Genomic DNA, 13,258 nt, shown 5'->3' on the forward strand with positions numbered 1-13,258 from the left:
ATGAGGTCAGGAGATCTTGGGTTTTCACGCCTCTTCACGGCGTGATCAAAACCTTCAGCACACCCTCCGCACGACTGCCAAAGACTTCGTAACCCTGCTTGATATCGGCCAGTGAGAAGCGGTGTGTGACGAGCATGGTGGGGTCAAACCGACCGGACTGCACCACATTGATCAGTCGGCGCATGCGCTCCTTCCCACCCGGACAGAGCGTGGTGACGATGCGGTGATCGCCCAGCCCGGCGGCATAGGCTTCGTAGGGTATCTGAAGTTTGCCGGAATACACGCCAAGACTGGAGAGCGTACCGCCGGGTCGCAGACAACGCAGGCAGGCCTCAAACGTCTCCTGTGTACCGAGCGCCTCAATGGCCACGTCCACGCCACCGCCGGTTAGCTTCAGCACCTCTTCCACCACATTGCATTCGCGAAAGTTCAGAGTCACATCCGCTCCCATTTTGCGCGACATTTTGAGACGGTTCTCGTCGCCATCCACAGCGATGATCATCGTCGCTCCCATCAGTTTGGCACCCACGGTGGCGCACAGACCGATGGGCCCCTGCGCAAACACCACCACGGCATCACCGATCTGGATGTTGCCGCTTTCCGCCCCGCCAAAGCCGGTTGAGGCGATGTCCGCCAGCAGCACCACCTGCTCGTCCGTCACCTCGTCGGGAATTTTCGCCAGATTCGCCTGTGCGTAGGGCACCAGCAGGTACTCCGCCTGCGCGCCGTTGATGGTGTTACCAAAACGCCAGCCGCCCATTGCCTGGCAGCCGTGACCATGGCCGCACTGCGAGGGTTTGCCGGAAAGGCACGCACGGCACTGCCCGCAGGGTGTGATGGCACCCACCAGCACGCGGTCGCCGATATTGTAGCCCGTGACGCCCGCGCCGAGCTCCTCGATCACCCCCACCGGCTCATGGCCGATGATCAGCCCGGGCTTCACAGGGTACTCGCCGCGCACAATGTGCAGGTCGGTACCGCAGATGGTTGTCGCTGTAATGCGCAGCAGCGCTTCGCCCGGTCCTACCGTGGGCTTTGGCACGGACTCAACACGGATGTCATTGATGCCGTGAAACACATTGGCCAGCATGGTTTTCATGATGGGGCCATCATCGCGGTAAAACCCCTTCCCTGCTCCGCGGCCTTTGGCCAATGCTGTGCCGGATTGGTTATGCGACCGTCGCTAGTCGCGCCAAGCTTTCGTGACGTGCAAGGTTATCTCAGTGAGGGAGGGGGCAAAGATTTCCCAGCTCCAGAAAGTGATCTTCACCTCCTTTGGAATCCCATAGAAATTGCACCGGTGGAGGATTTCGGATTTAATGAAAGGCCATGCACCCGCCTCCATTGCTTGCCCTCATTTTTGGGATCGTACTTGGCTTTTCTGGCCTGTCTCACGCCGACGCACCAGCAACGGAATTCTTCGCCATCGAAACTTCCAAACTCACAAAGCTCGCTCCGACTGATGCGGACCTCGACTCTCTCTCCCGCAATCAGCTTGCTGAAGTCAGCCTGGCGCATGGCTGGTACAATGGCGGGCTAGCCATGAGGTTCGACACGGCGACTTTTCGTATGGATGCCCGCTTCAGTGACAGTGCTCACACTCCGACGGGAGATCCGGCGTCCATCGGCTACAATATCTGCGCCAGCAACAATCAAAAGACTTGGAGCCTCCTGTCCGTGCAGGGTTCCGCTACCAAGCTGGGAAAGCAGTTCGTCACCGAGAACTGGCGGACACAGCCTGTGACGGTCGTCCTGCGCTTTTTGGATCTCAAGAAGTGAGCAAGACGCACGCTGCAATTTTTGGCCAAAGCAAATCCAGACAGATTCCCTTCCCTGCCATGACTCAATTGCACTCCTCCTTCCAGACAGTGATGCAGCGGCGGGTCGTCCCCGCGTTCATGATCGCCCTGAATGCCGGCGTCTTTCTCAGCCTGCTCATACCACGGGTGGCACCGCTCAAGGTGATTTGCATCGCGGCCCTCATCCAGATGATTGTCTGTCTGGTGTACTACCTCGTCTACCAGAAGATGGTATCTCCTGCTGCCGACTCGGTGGTCTATGAAAACGGTGTCCTGCGCGTCCGGCGCCACGGGCGGGAAGTTTCCATCCCCGTCGCCTCCATCGCCGGCATTCGGGGCAGGCTCGGCCTGAACCCCGAGACGATCACCCTCGACCTCTCCGAGCCGACGTCCATTGGCTCCTCCGTGACCTTCATTCCGCCCGCGCGATTTCCGAGCATCAAGGAACATCCCATGATGGCGACCTTGCGGCAGTTGATCCTTCCATAGGCCGGCACCATGGATACGCTCATTTTGAAGAACTGACGCTCCATCTTCGTAAGCTGCAATAAACCCATACTTAAATCGTTCTCTCAAGCGCCATGAAAAACGTCAATTTCGTCTTATCCACTGTTGCCATTGTTCTGACCCTTCTATCATCAAGCGTCCAAGCACAGAACGCGAAGCCCACCCCCAAGCCAACGGCTTCTGAAATCAAAGTGCTTCCGTTTTGTGGCACAGCAATTAATAAGAAAATTGATCCCAAGACCCCTGGCGTATTCGATGAACTGAAAGTCACAAAAAGCAGTCGCATCCATATTCATGGAGCAAAAAAGTATGATACCGGGAGGCTTAATGGAGAAGTGGTTTGGCACCTGGGCAAGATCGCCTTGATTCCGCCGAATGACAGGACGGGTCAATTTGTGGTGAAGGCAAAACCACAAGAAAGAGGCCGCTACTTTATGTCGATTGAATTGGAAGATAAGCTCCAGACAAAGGAACTCACGCTCAAACGCGGACAAGTGTACAACTGGCTGGTCAAATCAGAGAATGGCAACACCACTTTTAAAATCACCGAAGGCCAAGTGGAGGTGGCTTCTATGACGGAGCCTGCAGCACAGGTCAAAGGCGTGGGATTTGCTGCCACTGCCCGGTTTACCGCGAACGAGGTAGATTTGGACGTGTCGTTTGATTGACATCGCTGTTTTCGACGGTCGCTAATGCATAGGGCCGTAAATTAACTCGGAGCCTTGATGGCCGGTCCTACTTCACCTGCACCACCAGCTCCCTCACCTCCAGGGTCTCCCCAGGCCGGAGCTTGAAACAGAAGTAGCCTTTCATACCAGCGGAGGCTTTGCCGTTCTGCACTTGGGCGGGGGCTTCTTCGATGCGGGCCACGTACTGGCCCTGCTTGCGGCCGAGGAGGACGGTGTGCCATTGGTTGTCCTGCGGCGGGTTCAGGCAGGTGAGGCGCTGGTTGCCACCATCGGCGGACTGGAGGTCGAAGGATTCGAGCTGGCCGCGGTAGTCGGCGGAGACGATGAAGTCTCCGTCCAGCAGGGTGCCGCGATAGACGAGGATGGCGCGGGGCCAGTTGCTGTTGGTGGTGTTGCTGGCGCTGAGCACGCCGTCCTGGATCTGCACGGTCATCTTGTCCAGCGGGTGCTCCACCCAGCGGTTGTCGGCTTTGGACCAGCACCAGACACGCCAGTCGGCGGCCTGCATGGGGATCTTGCGTGCGGTCATGGGTGATGCTGCTGCCGCAGGGGCGGAGGGCGACGGTGTTGGTGCTGCTGCTGCGGCAGGAGCACTGCTGGAGGTGGTGGCCAGCACGCGGAGCTTGAGATTGCGATACGCCACCTCTGCGCCGTGATCCTGCAAAGCGATGGAGGTGGCGCGCTTCACGCCCACGCCGGGGTAGTACTTGTACTTGCTGCTGGCGATGATGCGCTGCAGTTCGGGGCTGCCCAGCTCGCATTCGGCCACTTTGCGGCCATTGAGCCAGTGCTCCACGTGATTGCCATCCACCACGATGCGGCCTTGATTGAACTCGCCCACGGGGCGCAGCGTTTTGCCTGTAGGAGTGACCAGCGAGTAGATGGAGGCGGCGAGCCGGTTGGCTGCGTTGTTTGCGTGCGGGGCGTCATCCAGCACCTGGTATTCAAAGCCCACCGGGCTGTCGCCGGTGTCGCCGGGATAAAAGTTGGCCGTGCGCTTCTCGCCTTCGGTGAAGAGGTATTCCACGCCGCTGTTGCCCACGGGGCCCACGCGCCACTCGAACTCAAACTCGAAGTTCGTGAACACCGCATTCGTCACGAGATCGCCGCCCGTGCCATTCGGGCGGCCATTGCCCGCAGGCAGGACGAGGCAGCCGTCTTTGATCTTCCACGACCCGGCTGTGACGAATTGCTTCCCATACGTGTGCCAGCCCGCCGTGCTGCGGCCATCAAACAGCAGCTTCCAACCTGCCGCCTGCTCCTGCGGCGTGAGGGTGTTGGGCGCGGCGGCCAGTGCCGCCACGGATGGGATGGAAAGCGCGGCGGCCATCGCAGCCAGCCGGGTAGAGAGGAAGAGAGGTCGGTGCATGGCCAGCGGTGTGGGCCGAATCAAAGCGGAATGCGCGGTGGAAGGCAAGCCCGGAGCCTGGGGAGCGTCTCATTACAAAACCGAGGAAAGAATATCGCAGTACGATGTACGTGTTGCATCATCGCGACACAAAGGTTGATTGCTGTTTATGAAGCGCCCCAACCCCGCCTCCATTGTCCTTGGTCTTAGCATGCTGCTGTCCTCCTCCTGCGTCTCCGTGCCTGATGCAAACGGCACCTACAACGGCAAGCCAGTGCTCACTCGCGCCAGCCACCCTGCAGGTGGCTCGATGCGTGACGTGAAAGGCACCTACCTCGGCCGCCGCTACTTCACGCCGCCCGGTTCCAAGAGCGGTCTGCAGTGGATCGATGTGTATGGGCAGTGAGGCCACGCTGTTTCAAACAGCTTTGGAGTGATGGAGCCCATCCATCACTCCAACTAATAGGTCGTCGCGTACAGACGTTGTGGAAGCACGCGGCTGCTTTCTGGATGCAGCCGCATCCCACTCATGAAAACCGCCCTGCCCTGTTTCGTTTCCGCTCTCTGCATGCTGATGGCCCTCGTTCTGGCAGGCCGTGGGTACGCGGACAACGCCCTGGAAATCATCGGGCGGTGGGAGTGCGTTGAATCGCACATTGGCACCACGACCTTCACCACAGCCCAAGGCGAGAAGAACCTCGTGGCCGAGTTCCGCGCTGACGGAACGTTTACCGAAGGCAGCAGGTCTGGCACCTACCGGTGTTTTGATGACACCGTTCTTCGGCTGACCTTCATCGAAAATGGGAAAAAAGGTGTGAGCAGAGATTATCAGATCCGCATCACTGGAGACTCGATGGTGAAGAAAGGTTCGGATAGGTCGAAGCTTGCTGAGGAGAAGTACCGACGCGTAAAGTGACGGCAGGTTTCGAGGCTGGCAGAGTCGGTATAGGAACAGTCGCGAATCATCAAGAACGGCACCGGGTTTGACTCTGAGTCGTCTTATTCGCGGTCAATTCCTCTGCGTTCGTGTTAAAGTTCAGGCCGCTTGTCCCGTTGCCTTCATTTTTTTGGATGAATAGCTGCTTCGTTTCCAAGACACTGCCCCCGAACCCATGACCCGGAACTCACTGTTCAACCACGTGCTTCATGCCTTCGGCATGGGGGCTGCGCCGGAGCATGGCCAGGCCACTGAAAGGGGAAACCTGCTCGTCCGCTTTGCACGCGACCGCTATGATCCGGGTGATTTGCTGAAGCAGTTCGCGCAGCAACAGCCCCGACCGATCTCTGGTGCCTGGGAGTGGGAGCTGGAGACCGAGCTTGGCGAGATCAGCATCACGCTGCCAGATGCCAACGGCACCCCTGCCCGAGAGGAGCAGGCATTTTTCGTTGAAGTTCTGCGTGAGGTGCGCGCGCTCGACAATCTGGTTCAGCAGTCCTGCGAACAGGAATGTGTCCGCACCGGACTGGGTCCTGAAAATTACGAACTCGCCATCGGCTGGGTGTGCCTCGAGAAGCAAAACCTGATCGAGCAAACCCTGGCGCTGACCTATTACGGACTTCGAGTGAACACAGAGTGGGATGCGAAGTTCAAACGGGATGCAGCAGGCATCTGGCAACCAGTGAATTTTTTAAAGCAAGCCGCAGGCACAGATCCCAAGTGAGAACGGGTGGCGGAAAATGAATGTAAAACGATGTTTTACCATGGGTCGCTCCAACGAATATCTCGTCGCACACCCACGTTGTGAAAATGATCATCGGCATCCTGAATGAAGCCTTCTTTGTCGATGCGCAGGCCTTCGGCTTTGAGAAGGCGGCGTTGTTTGCGTGACGATTCGGGAGGCATGTTTGGGCTGATGCGCGCATTGGCTGCCACCACGCGGTGCCAGGGCAGCGCGGCGGATTCTTCCGGCGTGAGATGGCTGAGCACCGTGGCCACATGACGTGCGATCACATTCATGTGAATGGCGATGCTGCCATAGGTGGTGAACTTGCCCGCCGGGATCAATGTGACCAAACGAATCACCTCCGCACGAATGCGGGCGAAGGCGACGGATTTTCCACGGGCGGCCATGAGTGAGGAGGATGCGCAGCGTGTATGCTTTGTCGAGGTGGTGCATCCGGAGCCATCCATAAATGGAGAGTTAGGGAAGTGATCAGGCTGCGGCCGTGTTACCCCGCCAAACAGGCGGATCAGAACTGATAGGCCACCTTGTCCTCAACAATCTTGAGGCAGCATTTCTGCACCAACCCGCTTATAACTGTCTGCACGTCTTCATCACTGAGCTGTTTGCGAAAGACTGAATGAACCATGGTGCCAAGTGTTTTCCGTTTTTTGGGACGCCCGTCCTTGCTCTGCTGTTTCATTTTGGAGAGCTGTGTTTTCACCCGTTCTAATTTCTCAGGCAGGGTGAGCGTGCGGAGATCTACCAAAACTGGGATTTGAGCAAACGCCTCTTCTCGTGCGGCAAGAATGTTTCTGCTTCTGAGATGGGCCACCAAGGCATCGAAGCCTTTGTCTTTGGACACGATGTGGTAGTAGCCGTCTGGGATTGCTTTTGTCTGTAAACTGAGGTGGTGCGTCAGCACGAAGTCCAGGGCATTTTTTCCGGTTTGCTCCAGCTTGATCATCTCCAACTGGTCATGAAAGCGATGCACCTGCATCATCAGCTCCACACTCACCTTGTTTTGTTGTGCACCGAAGAAAAGAAATACCTTCACGGGTTTGCTCTCGATGAGCGCGAGATCGACATTCTGCACGCTTTCGAAATCGACGAAGATGTAGTTGTTCCGGATCATGCCAGCGCTTGTGGTGGCAGTTCCTCATGCAGGGATGTAGTGCCCCGGCAGCTGGGGTAGCGTGTGCAGCCCCAAAAAGTAGCTCCCGGTGTGGGGCCTTGCTTTGCTTTGCGCCGTACCATCTCTCCACCACATCGGGGACATTCGGGCGTCGCTGGAGCAATTGCCGCTGGCACCACTTTGGCCGTGCTGGGTTCCGCTTGAACCGCAGCCACCATGGCCCAGAGTTTGGCACCGTCGATCAGTGTGATGGGGTTTCCTTTCGCAAAGGCTTGCGCTTCGGCGGTGAAGCCGCCCGTGGTGACGATGAACACCTCATGCGCCTTCCGAGCGTGCAGAATGCCCAGCATCTCCCGCACTACGGTCACGCCTACGCTGCCGGTCTTCCACTGTTTGCACTGCACCAGTGATGTTTGTCCTTCCCTCTTCAACACAATGTCCACGCCGCCGTCCGGTCCTTGGTTGAGCGAGTAGTCGGCAACATACCCTTGCCTGCGAAAGGCCTCCGCCACCAGATACTCAAATTCCTTCCAAGGCGTATGACGCAGAGAGTCCAATCCTGTTTGCTGATCCACAAGTTTTCCCCTGCGCACACGATGAACAGCACTGGCTGCGGCGACTGCCACGAAGAAAGCGAGGGCGATAGGCGGATAGGAGCTCGTGGCGATGGATAAGAGGAGTTCTCCACGGGTTGCCAAGTGCGTGCGTTGATACCATTCCAGGCCAGCATAGCTTGTCACTCCGAGAGCTAAAATCACCCATGGTGGAAGCTTGATCAAAAGATCGATCAGCTCGTTTGATGTCTGCTTGCGCCGTGCCATCGGGTACGATCTGCATGCTGGGAAATTTCTGCAAGTAAAGGCTGTATGAACATCGTTTTATTTCCTGCTCAGGATCTGGCTCTTTGGCTTGTTTCGTTCAGCCGTTGCAATGTTCTCAAGTGTGCCATTCAGACATGAATGAACCACCCCTGCTGCTTCCATAAATGATTTGGAAATGTCATGGCGACGGAGTGGGCGTGGCGCATGATCGCGTTCGTCATGCTAAGTCCTCTTGCCCATCACAAACGTCTGGAACGCGTCGAACTGGAACCCGGTCTGAACGCATTTCGCTGTCCTGAAACCGGCGGGCATTGGATCCCGGCGGAGAACTACTGGCGCTGGCGCAGCAAGCTGCCTGCGACGGAGGTGGCCGAGGAAAGCCCGGCTGCTGAGGCCGTGCCGGTGAGCGAATTTGATGGTGCGGTCAAACTGTGTCCTGAGTCGGGTACGGTGATGATGCGCTATCGCGTGGGCCATGGGCAGTCGTTTCGCGTGGAGCGCTCTCACACGGGCGGTATCTGGCTGGACGGTGGCGAGTGGGAGGCGCTGTGCGGCGGTCACTTGCAGAATTCGATCCATTTAATCTTCACCGCACCCTGGCAGAAGGCCGTGCGCCAGCAGGAGCTGGATGCGGTGCACTTGGCACAGCTGCGGGAGCGGCTGGGCGTGGAACTGCTGGAGAAGCTTCAGGTGCTGCGCAAGGAACTCGAAGAGCATCCACAGCGCTCCGCCGCCCTGGCATTCCTGAATGCGCAGGCCTGAGTGGCGCTGCCACCGGGGATTGAATAAGCCGCATCGCAGGCCGTTTAATAAGTTGGAACAACCCCTCATCATTGTATGAAAACACTCTTCAGTCTTCTTGCTGCGGTCAGTGTGTTGAGCATCGCCATGCCTGCCAATGCTGCGCCTCCTCCGTTTGTCAATCAGCGCCGCATCGTGAGCTACCTGACCAATGGCATGCCGGTGTACGCCGTCTACCAGATCGTGGGATATGACGCCATGGGCTACCCCATTTACCAGTGGGTGACGCAGCCCGTTAGCCCCGTGTATGTGCGGCCTTACTACGGTCACAGCTACGGCTACCGCAGCTACAACTATCGTCCCAACTATTATGTGCATCCCCATTTTGGCGGACATGTCCATGGGCCGGTGTTTCATGGCGGTGGTCACATGAGCCACGGAGGTGGCGGGCATGTCGGCCATGGCGGTGGTCATCACCACTAAGCCGGGATCAAGGCGCTCGTTGGGCCAAGACCCGCCGCAGATTCAGCGGCCTGGCGTAGAGGCCAGCAGGCCGAGCGTGCGCAGCGAGGCGAAGAGCTGCCTGCCAAAGGCCTGCAGCAGATCGGCGTCCACCTGCTTGCGTGCAGCAGGTGCGCCCTGTTTCGCCGGAGAAACCGGAAGAGACTGCTGCAAGGTCGGGACATGAATGAAGAGCACCAGGCGCAGCGCCTCAGGATGCTGCTGCTGGGCGTAAAGAAGTGAGTACAGCATCTCCTCGCACAGGTAACGTCCGGCGCTCTGAGACACGTGGGTGGGAAACCCCGCCTGGGTCAATGCGGCGGCAAGGTCCTTCACCTGCGCCGGCTGTTTCAGCACAGGCGCCGCAGCGCTGACGATGTCCGGTGTGGCAGGTTTGGCCTTCTGATTGTCCGGGTACATTCCACGCTGATTGTGCGCGAGGATTTCGATCTGAAACTCCGAGGTGCCTTCACCAAAAGCGATCCACACTTGGGGCAGCGGTTGGGTGTTGTTGATAGCGGTCAGCGGTGCCCCCCAGACGACGGGTATCTGCAGGGCGCGGACTTCGCGAGGGAAGGCCTTGGCGATTTCTCGAGCCAGAGTCCAGGAGGCATTGCGGTCACGGCCCCCAAAGGGCTCAAAGCCGCTGACCACGATGGCAGGCTGCTGCATATCGGCAGTGGTCTGCGCCCGCAGGACAAAGCCCGTGAGAGTGAAGGCTGCGAGCCAGACAAGCGTACGAGCGGCGGTCATTGCACCTGCATGCCGCTGATTTGAAACATGCCGCTGTCACTCGTCTTATCCTGCAAATACCAGGTGCCGGAGAGCAGGGTAGAGCCCGGCGGGAGCGAGCCCTGATAGAGCACCGGCGGCTCCTTGGAGTGGCGGTAGGTTTTGCGGAATTTCAGATGGATATAGCCGCTCTCACTCACGCAGGTGCCGCTGATGTTCGACCAGACATAGCCATCCTTCAGAACGCCAGAGCCGGTGTAGGTTTCCTTGATCACGCCGGTGATATTGCTGGAGCCGCGCGCCTGCTTTATAGAGATCTCAAAGGAGACCGTCTGCCCGGCCAGTTTGTGATAGGCACCGCCGTAGGTGTAGGAGCCCTGGTAGATGCCCTGGACATTGGGTGTGGCGGCACCGGCCAGCCCGCCATTGCCCGCAGGCACTTCGCAGGATGCCAGAAGCACCAGCGCCGCGGCTTGCAGCACCCAGGCATGCAAGCGTTGAAAGACAAACAAATTGGCTGGGTTGGATGACTTCATACGGCACGCATTCTGCCCGCAGAGCAGCGGCGCTGTCAATCCGCATGAATCCTATCTTTGATCAGGCGCGATGAGGTGACTTCAGGCCGCGTCCCTTACTTCACTGGAGCAGCTTTGGGCGCTTCTTTGGCCTCGGCCTTTTGGAGGACAGCAGCCTCGTTGATGGCGGCCGTCTTTTTGTCTGCGGCGGCCCTGACTTCGATGGCTTTTTGCCGGGTTTCAGCATCCATGTCCGCCTGGGCGGGCGCGGCTTTTTTGTGGCAGGCCATCTGGCCGGAGCCAAGGAGAAGACTAAGCATCAACAGAGGGGTGTTCATGGGCGAGCTTCCACGCGTATGGCATGGATCACAAGCCCGCTTCCCCCGAAGATCTCGCGTGTGCGCGGCATTGTTTCAGAGCCAGGCAGGATGACGCGCATAAAAGCCGTCGTAGGAACGGCTGGAGGCACGCCAGCGGGGTCCCTCCCCGGTCAGCGTGCCCGAGGTGTCAAAACGGAGGCCGCAGATCTGCAAGAAAACGTGGTGCTTGGGTTTGACGAAAAGCGTGACGTAATTCCCAGGTCCGGCCCAGGCGTACCGGGCAAAGGTCACGGAATTGAGCGGTTTGTCCAGCAGCTTGGCACGGTAGAGCACGTGAGAGACGGAGCCCGAGCAGTCGAAGCCGTTATCAAACAGAACTTTGTGACCCCCGCCCCACTTGTAGGGCTTCCCCACCAGTTCATTCCCGGCGGCCACCAGCTGATGAACCACCGCTGGGTGGGTTTCATGCGCGAAGGCATAAACGCCATTGAAATACAATGGCACGATTGCAGGAGGCGCCATGTAGTAGCCCATACCTCCTCCAATCGTGCCCAAGGCACCCCACATACCCAGTTTCATCCAGCGCCTGCGCCCGAACAGCTGCCGCACACATTCGGCTTCGGGCGTGTCACTCAGAGATTCTGGTATGGGGGCGTCATCCTCTTGTTTGTCCACGCAAATACAGTAATTCAAATGTCTGAGTTGCGCGCCTAAGTAGATATTCAGATCCGTCTCAGGTCTATCTTAGCTTCTTAAGACAAATAGCAGAGCCGAATATCGGGCGTCGATTTAAAGCCTCATGCTGCAACCCGGTGACTCATAGCGTGTTGAACATGAGCGATGAACACCGCGCCCACCGATCAGCACAGCAGGCACATCCGGCTGCTGCTCGCGCTTCCCCTGCTCCTCTGGCTCTTCGTGCTGCTGCATGTGCTGCGGCTTTCCACCGGATTCAACTGGCTGGTCAAGCATCTGACGCCCTATGCGGTCTTTGGCACCATGACGCTCTGTCCGCTGGCTGCCGCCTGGCTGGGCTGGCGCATGCTCCGGCACAGGGCTTCCTCGCTGATGCTGGCACGTGTGGCCTTCTTTGGCGGCAGCCTTCTCTTCCTGGGCTTCATCATCTATCCGGGCATACCGCTGGTGAAAAAATGGACGGCTCCGAAGACCGCGAAGAATCCCGGCCAGCCCAGTGCGCTGCCACCACTGCATGGGCTGCCGGTGTTTCCTGGGGCGGAAGGCTTCGGCACACGCACGCCTGCGGGTCGCGGTGGCAAGGTGATCGAGGTCACCTCGCTGGCAGATCACGGCCCTGGCACCCTGAGGGAGGCGCTGAATGATCCAGCTCCGCGAACCATCGTCTTTCGTGTCGGCGGCACCCTTGAGCTGGAGAGCCCGCTCATCGTCACGCAGCCTTTCTTCACCCTCGCAGGGCAAACAGCACCCGGCGATGGCGTCTGCCTCAAGAACGCCGGACTCATTATCGCCACGCATGATGCCCTCGTTCAGCACCTGCGCGTACGGCCCGGTAATGGAGGCCGCGTTGAACCCGATGACAATGATGCGCTCACACTGCTGGGCACGCATGGCAAGATCACCGACGGCGCGCATCATGTCGTGATGGATCATGTCTCCGCAAGCTGGAGCGAGGACGAGGCCGTGAGCACGTGGTTTGGCGCGCATGACATCACCTTCAGCTGGTGCATCGTGAGCGAGGCGCTGGATCAAAGCCGGCATCACAAGGGCCATCACAGCGCCGGGTTGCTCATCGGTGACGGTTGCGATCATGTCACGGTGCATCACACGCTCATGGCGCACAACGGCTTCCGCAATCCGCTCATCTCCAGCGGCGGCACGCACGACATCATCAACAACGTCGTTTACGATCCCGGGAATCTCGCGGGCGAGGTCTTTGACACGGACTCCAATTCCTTCGTGAATTTCGTGGGCAACTCCTTCCGTCCTGGAAGCTCCACCGAGCCCGGCTTGTTTGAGATCATTGTCAATTCCAGCGGCGTGCCGAAGCTTTACGTCGAAGGCAATCGCGGTCCCCATCATCCGCAGAAGGGCGGCGATGACTGGTCGCTCGTGAGCTACAAGTTTGATCAGAAGGTCGCGCCGGCGCAGTATCGCGCTGCCCAGCGGTTCGCCACCTGGCCTGTTACCGCCACGGATGCCGATACCGCCTTCACAGCCGTGCTCGCACGTGCTGGTGACACGCGGCCCAAACGCGATGTCGTGGATGCACGCATCGTCATCGAGGTGAAAAGCGGCACGGGCTCGATGATTAATTCACCCGCACAGGTGGGCGGCTATCCGAAGCTGGCCGGAGGCCCCGCCCCTGCCGACGCTGATCACGACGGTATGCCGGATGCGTGGGAGCAGGCACATGGACTCGATCAAAAAAATCCCGCCGATGGCAAGGCGGATGCGGATCAGGACGGCTACACGAACCTGGAGGAGTACCTGCATTCACTGACGGAGTGACA

At 58.7% G+C, this 13,258-nt stretch carries 18 protein-coding genes; 9 read left to right on the forward strand and 9 right to left on the reverse strand.

All coding sequences use genetic code 11. The features are described 5' to 3' along the window. Window positions 1-34: 34 nt before the first annotated feature. Entirely contained in the window at window positions 35-1,099 is a 1,065-nt protein-coding gene (locus AC3RLQ_RS22385; RefSeq protein ID WP_487686075.1) for a zinc-binding dehydrogenase, read from the reverse strand. Window positions 1,100-1,329: 230 nt separating this feature from the next. Between AC3RLQ_RS22385 and AC3RLQ_RS22390 the strand changes: the two genes are divergently transcribed. The 3 genes from AC3RLQ_RS22390 (at window position 1,330) to AC3RLQ_RS22400 (ending at window position 2,974) form a co-directional block, all read left to right on the forward strand. Next, window positions 1,330-1,779 (forward strand): hypothetical protein, encoded by a 450-nt coding sequence (locus AC3RLQ_RS22390; protein WP_493030884.1) that lies wholly within the window; start codon window positions 1,330-1,332, stop codon window positions 1,777-1,779. 59 nt (window positions 1,780-1,838) lie between these two features. Further along, window positions 1,839-2,288, forward strand: a complete 450-nt coding sequence (locus tag AC3RLQ_RS22395) for a hypothetical protein (RefSeq protein WP_493030886.1) — start codon at window positions 1,839-1,841, stop codon at window positions 2,286-2,288. Between the two features lie 92 nt (window positions 2,289-2,380). After that, window positions 2,381-2,974 (forward strand): hypothetical protein, encoded by a 594-nt coding sequence (locus tag AC3RLQ_RS22400; RefSeq protein ID WP_493030888.1) that lies wholly within the window; start codon window positions 2,381-2,383, stop codon window positions 2,972-2,974. 67 nt (window positions 2,975-3,041) lie between these two features. On the opposite strand, the gene AC3RLQ_RS22405 is transcribed toward AC3RLQ_RS22400, so the two are convergent. Further along, window positions 3,042-4,364 (reverse strand): 3-keto-disaccharide hydrolase, encoded by a 1,323-nt coding sequence (locus AC3RLQ_RS22405; protein WP_493030890.1) that lies wholly within the window; start codon window positions 4,362-4,364, stop codon window positions 3,042-3,044. 148 nt (window positions 4,365-4,512) lie between these two features. Between AC3RLQ_RS22405 and AC3RLQ_RS22410 the strand changes: the two genes are divergently transcribed. The 3 genes from AC3RLQ_RS22410 (at window position 4,513) to AC3RLQ_RS22420 (ending at window position 6,004) form a co-directional block, all read left to right on the forward strand. After that, a complete protein-coding gene (locus AC3RLQ_RS22410) occupies window positions 4,513-4,749 on the forward strand; it encodes a hypothetical protein (protein WP_493030891.1) in 237 nt (78 codons plus the stop codon). A gap of 123 nt (window positions 4,750-4,872) precedes the next feature. Continuing rightward, window positions 4,873-5,259, forward strand: a complete 387-nt coding sequence (locus AC3RLQ_RS22415; protein WP_493030893.1) for a hypothetical protein — start codon at window positions 4,873-4,875, stop codon at window positions 5,257-5,259. A gap of 196 nt (window positions 5,260-5,455) precedes the next feature. Then, window positions 5,456-6,004: a hypothetical protein gene (locus AC3RLQ_RS22420; protein ID WP_493030895.1), complete on the forward strand. Its 549-nt coding sequence runs from the start codon at window positions 5,456-5,458 to the stop codon at window positions 6,002-6,004. Window positions 6,005-6,039: 35 nt separating this feature from the next. On the opposite strand, the gene AC3RLQ_RS22425 is transcribed toward AC3RLQ_RS22420, so the two are convergent. The 3 genes from AC3RLQ_RS22425 to AC3RLQ_RS22435 all read right to left on the reverse strand — a co-directional run bounded on the left by AC3RLQ_RS22425 (window position 6,040) and on the right by AC3RLQ_RS22435 (window position 7,837). Beyond that, window positions 6,040-6,414 (reverse strand): MGMT family protein, encoded by a 375-nt coding sequence (locus tag AC3RLQ_RS22425; RefSeq protein ID WP_493030896.1) that lies wholly within the window; start codon window positions 6,412-6,414, stop codon window positions 6,040-6,042. A 119-nt stretch (window positions 6,415-6,533) separates the two neighbouring features. Continuing rightward, on the reverse strand, window positions 6,534-7,139 hold the full coding sequence (locus tag AC3RLQ_RS22430; protein ID WP_493030897.1) for a PIN domain-containing protein: 606 nt from the start codon (window positions 7,137-7,139) through the stop codon (window positions 6,534-6,536). Next, a complete protein-coding gene (locus AC3RLQ_RS22435) occupies window positions 7,136-7,837 on the reverse strand; it encodes a restriction endonuclease (RefSeq protein ID WP_493030898.1) in 702 nt (233 codons plus the stop codon). The genes AC3RLQ_RS22430 and AC3RLQ_RS22435 overlap by 4 nt, the downstream gene beginning before the upstream one ends. 327 nt (window positions 7,838-8,164) lie before the next feature. Here AC3RLQ_RS22435 and AC3RLQ_RS22440 point away from each other — a divergent pair, with 327 nt between their 5' ends. Both AC3RLQ_RS22440 and AC3RLQ_RS22445 read left to right on the forward strand, forming a co-directional pair. Continuing rightward, window positions 8,165-8,722, forward strand: a complete 558-nt coding sequence (locus AC3RLQ_RS22440; RefSeq protein ID WP_493030899.1) for a TFIIB-type zinc ribbon-containing protein — start codon at window positions 8,165-8,167, stop codon at window positions 8,720-8,722. Between the two features lie 75 nt (window positions 8,723-8,797). Continuing rightward, a complete protein-coding gene (locus AC3RLQ_RS22445; protein WP_493030901.1) occupies window positions 8,798-9,184 on the forward strand; it encodes a hypothetical protein in 387 nt (128 codons plus the stop codon). A gap of 42 nt (window positions 9,185-9,226) precedes the next feature. On the opposite strand, the gene AC3RLQ_RS22450 is transcribed toward AC3RLQ_RS22445, so the two are convergent. The 4 genes from AC3RLQ_RS22450 to AC3RLQ_RS22465 all read right to left on the reverse strand — a co-directional run bounded on the left by AC3RLQ_RS22450 (window position 9,227) and on the right by AC3RLQ_RS22465 (window position 11,291). Further along, window positions 9,227-9,955, reverse strand: a complete 729-nt coding sequence (locus tag AC3RLQ_RS22450) for a pyroglutamyl-peptidase I family protein (protein WP_493030902.1) — start codon at window positions 9,953-9,955, stop codon at window positions 9,227-9,229. Beyond that, window positions 9,952-10,470: a hypothetical protein gene (locus tag AC3RLQ_RS22455; protein WP_493030904.1), complete on the reverse strand. Its 519-nt coding sequence runs from the start codon at window positions 10,468-10,470 to the stop codon at window positions 9,952-9,954. Before AC3RLQ_RS22455 ends, AC3RLQ_RS22450 begins: the two co-directional genes overlap by 4 nt. Window positions 10,471-10,565: 95 nt before the next feature. Beyond that, window positions 10,566-10,787, reverse strand: a complete 222-nt coding sequence (locus AC3RLQ_RS22460; RefSeq protein ID WP_493030905.1) for a hypothetical protein — start codon at window positions 10,785-10,787, stop codon at window positions 10,566-10,568. 75 nt (window positions 10,788-10,862) lie between these two features. Then, a complete protein-coding gene (locus AC3RLQ_RS22465) occupies window positions 10,863-11,291 on the reverse strand; it encodes a peptidoglycan endopeptidase (RefSeq protein ID WP_493030906.1) in 429 nt (142 codons plus the stop codon). A gap of 318 nt (window positions 11,292-11,609) precedes the next feature. Here AC3RLQ_RS22465 and AC3RLQ_RS22470 point away from each other — a divergent pair, with 318 nt between their 5' ends. After that, window positions 11,610-13,256 (forward strand): pectate lyase family protein, encoded by a 1,647-nt coding sequence (locus AC3RLQ_RS22470; protein WP_493030907.1) that lies wholly within the window; start codon window positions 11,610-11,612, stop codon window positions 13,254-13,256. Window positions 13,257-13,258 lie beyond the last annotated feature (2 nt).

The sequence above is a fragment of the Prosthecobacter sp. GW821-HT29F12 genome, from assembly GCF_058803405.1.

Excerpts from the sequence above, each read along its gene's own strand:
- AC3RLQ_RS22385 (WP_487686075.1), bottom strand. The coding sequence starts at position 1,099 with ATGAAAACCATGCTGGCCAATGTGTTTCACGGCATCAATGACATCCGT.
- AC3RLQ_RS22390 (WP_493030884.1), top strand. The coding sequence starts at position 1,330 with ATGCACCCGCCTCCATTGCTTGCCCTCATTTTTGGGATCGTACTTGGC.
- AC3RLQ_RS22395 (WP_493030886.1), top strand. The coding sequence starts at position 1,839 with ATGACTCAATTGCACTCCTCCTTCCAGACAGTGATGCAGCGGCGGGTC.
- AC3RLQ_RS22400 (WP_493030888.1), top strand. The coding sequence starts at position 2,381 with ATGAAAAACGTCAATTTCGTCTTATCCACTGTTGCCATTGTTCTGACC.
- AC3RLQ_RS22405 (WP_493030890.1), bottom strand. The coding sequence starts at position 4,364 with ATGCACCGACCTCTCTTCCTCTCTACCCGGCTGGCTGCGATGGCCGCC.
- AC3RLQ_RS22410 (WP_493030891.1), top strand. The coding sequence starts at position 4,513 with ATGAAGCGCCCCAACCCCGCCTCCATTGTCCTTGGTCTTAGCATGCTG.
- AC3RLQ_RS22415 (WP_493030893.1), top strand. The coding sequence starts at position 4,873 with ATGAAAACCGCCCTGCCCTGTTTCGTTTCCGCTCTCTGCATGCTGATG.
- AC3RLQ_RS22420 (WP_493030895.1), top strand. The coding sequence starts at position 5,456 with ATGACCCGGAACTCACTGTTCAACCACGTGCTTCATGCCTTCGGCATG.
- AC3RLQ_RS22425 (WP_493030896.1), bottom strand. The coding sequence starts at position 6,414 with ATGGCCGCCCGTGGAAAATCCGTCGCCTTCGCCCGCATTCGTGCGGAG.
- AC3RLQ_RS22430 (WP_493030897.1), bottom strand. The coding sequence starts at position 7,139 with ATGATCCGGAACAACTACATCTTCGTCGATTTCGAAAGCGTGCAGAAT.
- AC3RLQ_RS22440 (WP_493030899.1), top strand. The coding sequence starts at position 8,165 with ATGATCGCGTTCGTCATGCTAAGTCCTCTTGCCCATCACAAACGTCTG.
- AC3RLQ_RS22445 (WP_493030901.1), top strand. The coding sequence starts at position 8,798 with ATGAAAACACTCTTCAGTCTTCTTGCTGCGGTCAGTGTGTTGAGCATC.
- AC3RLQ_RS22450 (WP_493030902.1), bottom strand. The coding sequence starts at position 9,955 with ATGACCGCCGCTCGTACGCTTGTCTGGCTCGCAGCCTTCACTCTCACG.
- AC3RLQ_RS22455 (WP_493030904.1), bottom strand. The coding sequence starts at position 10,470 with ATGAAGTCATCCAACCCAGCCAATTTGTTTGTCTTTCAACGCTTGCAT.
- AC3RLQ_RS22460 (WP_493030905.1), bottom strand. The coding sequence starts at position 10,787 with ATGAACACCCCTCTGTTGATGCTTAGTCTTCTCCTTGGCTCCGGCCAG.
- AC3RLQ_RS22465 (WP_493030906.1), bottom strand. The coding sequence starts at position 11,291 with ATGGCGCCTCCTGCAATCGTGCCATTGTATTTCAATGGCGTTTATGCC.
- AC3RLQ_RS22470 (WP_493030907.1), top strand. The coding sequence starts at position 11,610 with ATGAACACCGCGCCCACCGATCAGCACAGCAGGCACATCCGGCTGCTG.